At 72.5% G+C, this 6,506-nt stretch carries 5 protein-coding genes and 1 pseudogene; 1 reads left to right on the top strand and 5 read right to left on the bottom strand.

The features are described from left to right. From AC3A46_RS19180 to nucS, 5 genes are all read right to left on the bottom strand, one after another. The coding region (locus AC3A46_RS19180; protein ID WP_487666654.1) for a hypothetical protein at positions 1-1,026 on the bottom strand (1,026 nt) is incomplete at its 3' end. Continuing rightward, positions 1,019-1,738, bottom strand: coding sequence for an HAD hydrolase-like protein (locus tag AC3A46_RS19175; protein WP_487666653.1), 720 nt, complete (start codon positions 1,736-1,738; stop codon positions 1,019-1,021). The genes AC3A46_RS19175 and AC3A46_RS19180, both read right to left, overlap by 8 nt. Before the next feature lie 10 nt (positions 1,739-1,748). Next, the gene (locus AC3A46_RS19170; RefSeq protein WP_487666652.1) at positions 1,749-2,267 is read right to left on the bottom strand and encodes a MarR family winged helix-turn-helix transcriptional regulator; all 519 of its coding nucleotides are present in this window, start codon (positions 2,265-2,267) and stop codon (positions 1,749-1,751) included. Positions 2,268-2,300: 33 nt separating this feature from the next. Beyond that, positions 2,301-5,252 (bottom strand): glycosyl hydrolase, encoded by a 2,952-nt coding sequence (locus tag AC3A46_RS19165; RefSeq protein WP_487666651.1) that lies wholly within the window; start codon positions 5,250-5,252, stop codon positions 2,301-2,303. Between the two features lie 89 nt (positions 5,253-5,341). Next, entirely contained in the window at positions 5,342-6,037 is a 696-nt protein-coding gene (gene nucS / locus AC3A46_RS19160) for an endonuclease NucS (RefSeq protein ID WP_310244275.1), read from the bottom strand. Positions 6,038-6,170: 133 nt separating this feature from the next. Between nucS and AC3A46_RS19155 the strand changes: the two are divergent. Next, positions 6,171-6,506, top strand: a pseudogene (locus AC3A46_RS19155) (MinD/ParA family ATP-binding protein); the annotation flags it as partial.

Below are 6,506 nucleotides of genomic sequence, written 5' to 3'. Positions count from 1 at the left end.
GCGCGCGCCGCGCAGCCGCTGCTGCGAGGTGCGGGCGTCGCCGAGGGCGAGGTCGAGGCGGCTGCGCAGGCGCGCGATGGCGTCGACCGCGCGGGTGGGGTGGCGGGCAGCATCCGTCTCGATGCGGTTCAGCTCGTCGTCGATGGCGTGCAGCTCCGCGCCCAGCCGCGCGGCGTCGGCGGCGTCGAGGTGCTCGCGTGTGACGGAGGCCTGGCGCAGCGCCGTGCGCGCCGACGCGATCTCGTCGGGCACGGCCTGCGCCGCCTGCAGCACGAGGCGGTGGGTCTCCTCGAGGTTGCGGGCGTCCGCCTCCGCCTGGCGGAGCGCCCGTTCGGCGGCAGCGAGATCGGCGAGGGCGCTCAGCGACGGGTCGGACGCACGGGTCGCGGCGGCATCGAGGTGACGTTCGGCAGCGGCCACCTCGGTCAGCGCGGCGTGCGCCGAGCGCGAGGCATCCCGCCATTCCTCCTCGGCGAAGCGCGACGACAGCTCGGCGACGAGCGCGGCCGGATCGCCCATCGACGCGTGCAGTCCGGCGAGACGGCGCCGTGCGGCGTCGATCTGCCCCGCCGCCGACACGTTCGCGGTGACCCACGCGCCGTGCTCCTGGCGGGCGGCGGCGACGGTCGCCAGTGCCTCGCCCGTGCGCCGCTCGATGCGCGCGGAGACCCGTCGCACCTCGTGGGGGGCCACCGCGGGATCGCTGATCGCGCGGTAATCCTCGAAGGCGTCGTCCCGGACGTGCTGCGCCGTGAGACGCGCCCGCCGCAGGGATGCCGGGGCGTCTCCGCCGTAGAGGGCGCCCGAGAGCCCGACCTCGAGGTCGAGCTCGCCGACCTCGTCGTCGAGCTTCACGAGCGTCGCGCCCGCTCTGGCTCTCTCCTGCTCGGCGGCGGCGCGTGCCCGCGGAGAGCGACGCGCGCGGCGCACCGCCCACACGATGGCGGCGACGGCGATCGCCGTCACGCCGAACACGACCACGGCCGGCACGAGCCACCCCAGGATCGCGGCGGCGAGCTCAGGCATCGGCGACGCCGGCGGTCGCGGCCGCAGCCTCATCGGGGTGCTCGCCGAACAGCAGCAGGGCGCGGAGCTGGTCGACGTCGTCGACGACCGCCTGCGCGCCCTCGGACTCGTGCGGCCAGCTGAAGCCCCACCGGACGAAGATCACCGGCACGCCCTGGGCCGCGCCGCCTTCGACGTCGTGGTGCCGATCGCCGACGAGCACCGGACGGCTCGTGTCGACGCCCGCGGCCGCGAGGCGTCGCAGCGCTTCGGCGACGATGTCGGACTTCGCGCTGAGCGTCTTCTCGTCCGGCGTCGCGCCGACGATCGCGGTGAGCGAGGTCGACAGGTCGAAGTGGTCCATGAGGGCGACGACCTGCACCTCGGGCTTCGAGCTCGCGGTGGCCTGCGGGATGCCGCAGGCCGCGACATCCGTGACCAGCTCACCCACTCCGGGGAACAGCTTGGCGCCGGTCGTGTACCCGTCCGCCTTGCCGAGCGTGCGGTAGAAGGCGACGGCCTCGGCCGACTGCTCGGGCGTCATGCCGACGTTCACCTGGAACGACTGGTACATCGGCGGACCGATCCAGTGCACGAGCTCGGCGCGGGTCGGCGGGCGCTTGCCGAAGTGCTCGAGGGCGATCGTGAGGCGACGGAGGATGCCGTCGGACGCATCGACGATCGTTCCGTCGACGTCCCACAGCACACAGGTCCACGGCGATCGGCTCGGCATAGGGACCAGCCTATGCGGAGGCGGCCCTGCGCTCCGAGGCGGAGCGGTGCACGCGGGCGAGGCGCGCCATCATGCGCCGCAGATCCGCGATCTCGGCGGGGGACCAGTCGGCGAGCAGCGTGCTCATGTTCGACTCGGCCGTCGACATGATGCGCTCGCCGATGCGGCGGCCTTCGTCGGTGAGGGCGACGAGCACTCCGCGGTCGTCATCGGGCGCCGCGACGCGCACCACGAGGCCCGCGCTCACGAGGCGGCCGACGATCTTGCTCATGTTCGTCGCGGTCTGCCCGAGCGCGAGCGAGAGGTCGACGGGCCGCATCGCGCCGTTGTACGACAGCTGGTTGACGACGAGGAACATGCCCATGTCGTCCACCGGGAACGCGACTCGCGCCATGACGTCGCGGCGCACGCCGGTGCTGTCGGCCCAGTGCACGATCGAGGCGAGCGACAGCCGGAGGTCGAGCGGGTCGGGCGCGATGACCGGGCTCAGGTCCGCGGAGGCGTCGGTGTCGACGTCACCTCTGGCCATCGCCTGCTCGTTCCTCTCGCCCGGTCCCGGTCGTCACTCCTCGCGCAGCAGTCGGACGGGGCCGAGAAGCCCGTACTCGCGCACGACAGCGTGCTGCATGCGCTCCTCGCCGGTCAGCTGCGCGCCGATGTCGGGGATGCGCTCATAGTATCCACGGGCGCGGAGCCGGTTGTTCAGCGAACTCGAGACGCGGACGGTGACCGCGTTGTCACCGGGACGGATGCTGCCGCTGATGTCGACGACAGGGTGCGCGGTGTCGAACCCGCGCTCGGGACCGTCGCCGACACGCACGGACCCGAGCCCGCCGCCGGTCGAGCCGAGATCGAGGAGGTATCGCGCACCGTCCGCGACCTCGGCGACGGAGAGGACGGCGGTGTACTCGCCGACGCCGGAGACATCGGCTCCGATGCCCGGGATCTCCGACCACGGTGCGAGCTCGATGGTGCCGGCGTCGAGCCGCGTCACGGCGGTCGTCGGGCGCACCTCGCGAGACACGTATCCGAGGCCGCGGTCCTCCTCGAGCACTTCGGGCTCGCCGGCGTCCCAGCTCTCCACGACGAGGCGCCACGCCTCGGCCCGGGCGACCTCGGTGACCGTGGGGGCGGCCGAGTCCGCAGCATCCGTCGTCGTGTCCAGCACCACGATCGCGACCTCGCCGGCCGCGAGCGTGAGCTCGACCACGGTGCGGTCGCCGGCCCGCCGCGTGCCGCGATGCGGGCGCAGCTCGCCGGTCCACGCGTCGAGCCGGTGCACCGCACCGGTGCCCTCGAGGGCGACGCGCACCGTGGTGGGCTCGGTCGTCTCGTAGAGGAAGTGGTACGCGTAGAGGACCATGAGACCGTCGTCCGCACGCAGGTGCGTCAGCACGTGCGGATCGTCGGACTCGAAGCGCGCACGGCCGCCCGCTCCGAGTTCGTCCAGGGCGGTCACGACGCCGGAGGGCGCGGCGACGCGGACCCCCGGCATCCGTCGCAGCTCCGCCATGATCGCGGCGAGCTCGTCGTCGCGTCCGTCGAGACCGGGGGTGCGCGCCGCCGCGGTCTCGTGGGTGGTGTGACGCCCCTCCCTCAGCGACTGCACTTCGCGGGCCCCGTCGACGACCACGAGTCGCAGGCCCCGCCGCGCCCACGCGAGCAGGTGCGCGGCGACGTCGGGGTCGAGGGTCTCCTGGTACACGACGAGCGCGCGGTAGCCGGGGCCGGAAGGCTGCACCTCGTCGCCGTCGAACGAGACGTCGTCGCGCAGCAGCAGGGACCCGTCGAAGAACTCGTAGGTGATGCCGGCGTCCTGCATGCCGAGGTCCTGCCACCAGAAGTTGTCGCGGTCGCGCATCCACATGCTGCCGTAGGCGACCTCGTCGGGGATGCGCTCGCCGTCCGGGCCCGTGAGCGAGAGCCCGACGAGGTTGTCGGTGAAGTGGTCGGTGCGGAGGATGCCGACGTCGATCCGCGGGCGGCCACGGCGCAGCGCGTACTGCAGCCGGCCGATGGCGGCCGTCCAGAGCGGATAGAACTGGGAGCCCGGCTGGCGCGTGTCGAAGCGCTCCGAGAACATCGGCCACATGCCCTCGTGGCCCGGCCACTCGGTCACGCCCTCGGCGCCCGCGGGGCTGGCCCACCCGTGCAGCACCGTCTTCGTGATGCCGGCGGCCAGCTGCGTCGCGATGATCTGGTCGTAGAAGCGGTGATCGAGCATGTGGTTGCGGGTGGTCGCGCCGGTCTCGGACGAGTACTGCTTGCCGAACAGGTGCGCGGGGCCGGCCATCAGCCGGTAGGCGTCGATCTGCGCGCCGAACTCCAGCGACTCCGTCTCGATGCCGTCGACCTCCGGACCGGGGCGGGTCAGCTCGAACGGCAGCCCGTAGCTGATCTCGGCGCGCAGGGTCATCCCGACGCCGTGCAGGAAAGCCGCGAACGGCTGCAGCATGTTCTCGATGTACAGGTCGGTGAAGGTGACGACGAGGTCGTGGCGCACCTTGTCGACCGTGACCCGGTCGGCCTCGTCGGCAGGCTGGTGGTGGTAGACCGTCGAGACCGCCATGAACGGCACGTCGCGCGTGAGGAAGGGCAGCCACGGCACCACGTCGTAGCCGCGGCGGGCGCGGAACTCGTCGACGACCGTGTGGCCCCAGAACAGCCCGCCGGCGCCGAACGTCGACAGCTCGAGCGAGTCCATGTACATCTGCGCACGCGGGTTCTGCGCGATCTGCGCGCGCAGCTCGGGGGTGAGCACGACGTCGTCCCAGTAGCCGATCAGGGCGTCGACGCCGTCGCGGTCGATGTAGTTGACCGTGTAGTTGACGGATGCCGAGGGCTCCGCGGTCTGGCCGGTGCCGTGCAGCCAGTAGAAGAAGAGGCGCCAGTCGCCGTCGCCGTCCGGTGCCGTCCACTCCAGGGTGTCGTCGGTGACGGATGCCGTCAGCTCGGTGAGCGAGGAGGCGTCCAGCACGCCCGCGCCGGCGTCGACCACGCGGGCCGCGACCACGGCGACGAGGTGCTGGTCGCGGATCGTGCCGCGCTCGCCCGGAAGGTGGTGCGTGGCGGCGGGCGCCTCCAGATCGATGCGGGGGAGCGGCCCGGAGCGGCGCGCGCCGGAGGCGAGCGTCTCGGACGCCACGTCGAGCTCCTGCGCGGCGGCGCGGTCGTCGGGCGTGATCGTCGGGAGGTTCGCGTTCGACCAGTTGGTGCCCGACGTGAAGCTCACCGACATGCCGCGGCGGGTGGTCTCCTCGACGACGACCTGCGAGTCGTGCACCCACTCCTCGGAGCCCCAGCCGTAGCGCGCGTGGTCGATCGCGCCCTCGTCCATGGCGAGGAACTCCATGCCGCCGAAGCCGAGGTGATGCGCATCGTCGACCTCGCGTCTGAGCGTCGCGTCGCTGTGCAGCCCTTCGGCGAGCCACCAGCGCAGCTCGGGGCGGTAGTCGATGGCAGGTTCGGCGATCTCACGCCGGAAGTCGTCGAGCGTCATTGCTGCAGCATCCATTTCGGGTCAGTACTGTCTTCGCGACAGTATGTACTGTCCCCGCGACACGACACAAGACCCTGCCGCGAACAGGGAGGCCGCGGGAGGGGTCAGAACAGGCGCGGTGCGCCGGACTCGATGCCCTTCATGCCCTCGTAATCGAGGGTGACGCAGCGGATGCCGCGGTCCGCGGCCAGCACCTTGGCCTGGGGTTTGATCTCCTGGGCGGCGAAGACGCCGGTGACCGGGGCCAGGTGCGGGTCGCGGCCGAGCAGCTCGAGGTAGCGCGTGAGCTGCTCGACGCCGTCGATGTCGCCGCGGCGCTTGACCTCGACGGCGATCGTGCCGCCTTCGGGGTCGCGCAGCAGGAGGTCGACCGGGCCGATCGCGGTCGGGAACTCGCGCCGAACCAGCGTCAGGTTCTCGCCGATGACGTCGACCTGCTCGGCGAGGAGGCGCTGCAGGTCGGCCTCGACGCCGTCCTTCTGCAGACCCGGGTCGATGCCGAGCTCGTGCGACGAGTCGTGGATGACCTCGTAGATGCGCACGAGCAGCGCGTCACCGGTCTTCGCGTGCGTCACACGCCAGTGCTCGAGCACCCCGGCGGACGCCGACTCCTCGTCGGGCGCCTCGACGTCGAGCCGGCACGGCGGGCTCATCCAGTTGAGCGGCTTGTAGGAGCCGCCGTCGGAGTGCACCAGCAGCGAACCGTCGCCCTTGTGCACCAGCAGCCGGGTGGCGAGGGGCAGGTGGGCGTTGAGCCGCCCGGTGTAGTCGACGGAGCAGCGGGCGATGACGAGACGCACCCGAAGAGCCTAGCCTCCTGCGTCAGCTTGCCCGCAGGCTCGTCGGATAGCCTGTGCCCTCGTCGCCTGCGCCTCGCCGCGCGGCCCCGAGACCGCGGCGCCCACGCCACCCCTTTCGTCCGGAGAAGAACCGATGAACTCACGTCTGCCCGACGCGACCGTCCACATCCTGTCCAGCACCGTCGCCGAGCTCCACGTCGGCAGCGACGTGGCAGAGGTCGTCGCCCCCGACAGCCTCGCGCTGCGCGACCGCGTGGTCGAGGAGATCCGTCAGATCGCGGCATCCGCCGGCGAACCGGCGCACGCGACCCTCGTCGAGGGCTCGTCGCGCTGGCCGCTCGTGGTCAACCCGGACGGCACGTTCGACGAGGCGCTGGAGGAGGCGGCTGTGGAGCCGGCACCGGTCCCCGCTCCCGCTCCGGCGCCGGCCCCCGCTCCGGCGCCGGCCCCCGCTCCGGCGGCGGCCCCC

It is taken from the genome of Microbacterium sp. Soil_C_42, assembly GCF_057656735.1.
This window is presented reverse-complemented; position numbering and strand designations above follow the sequence as displayed.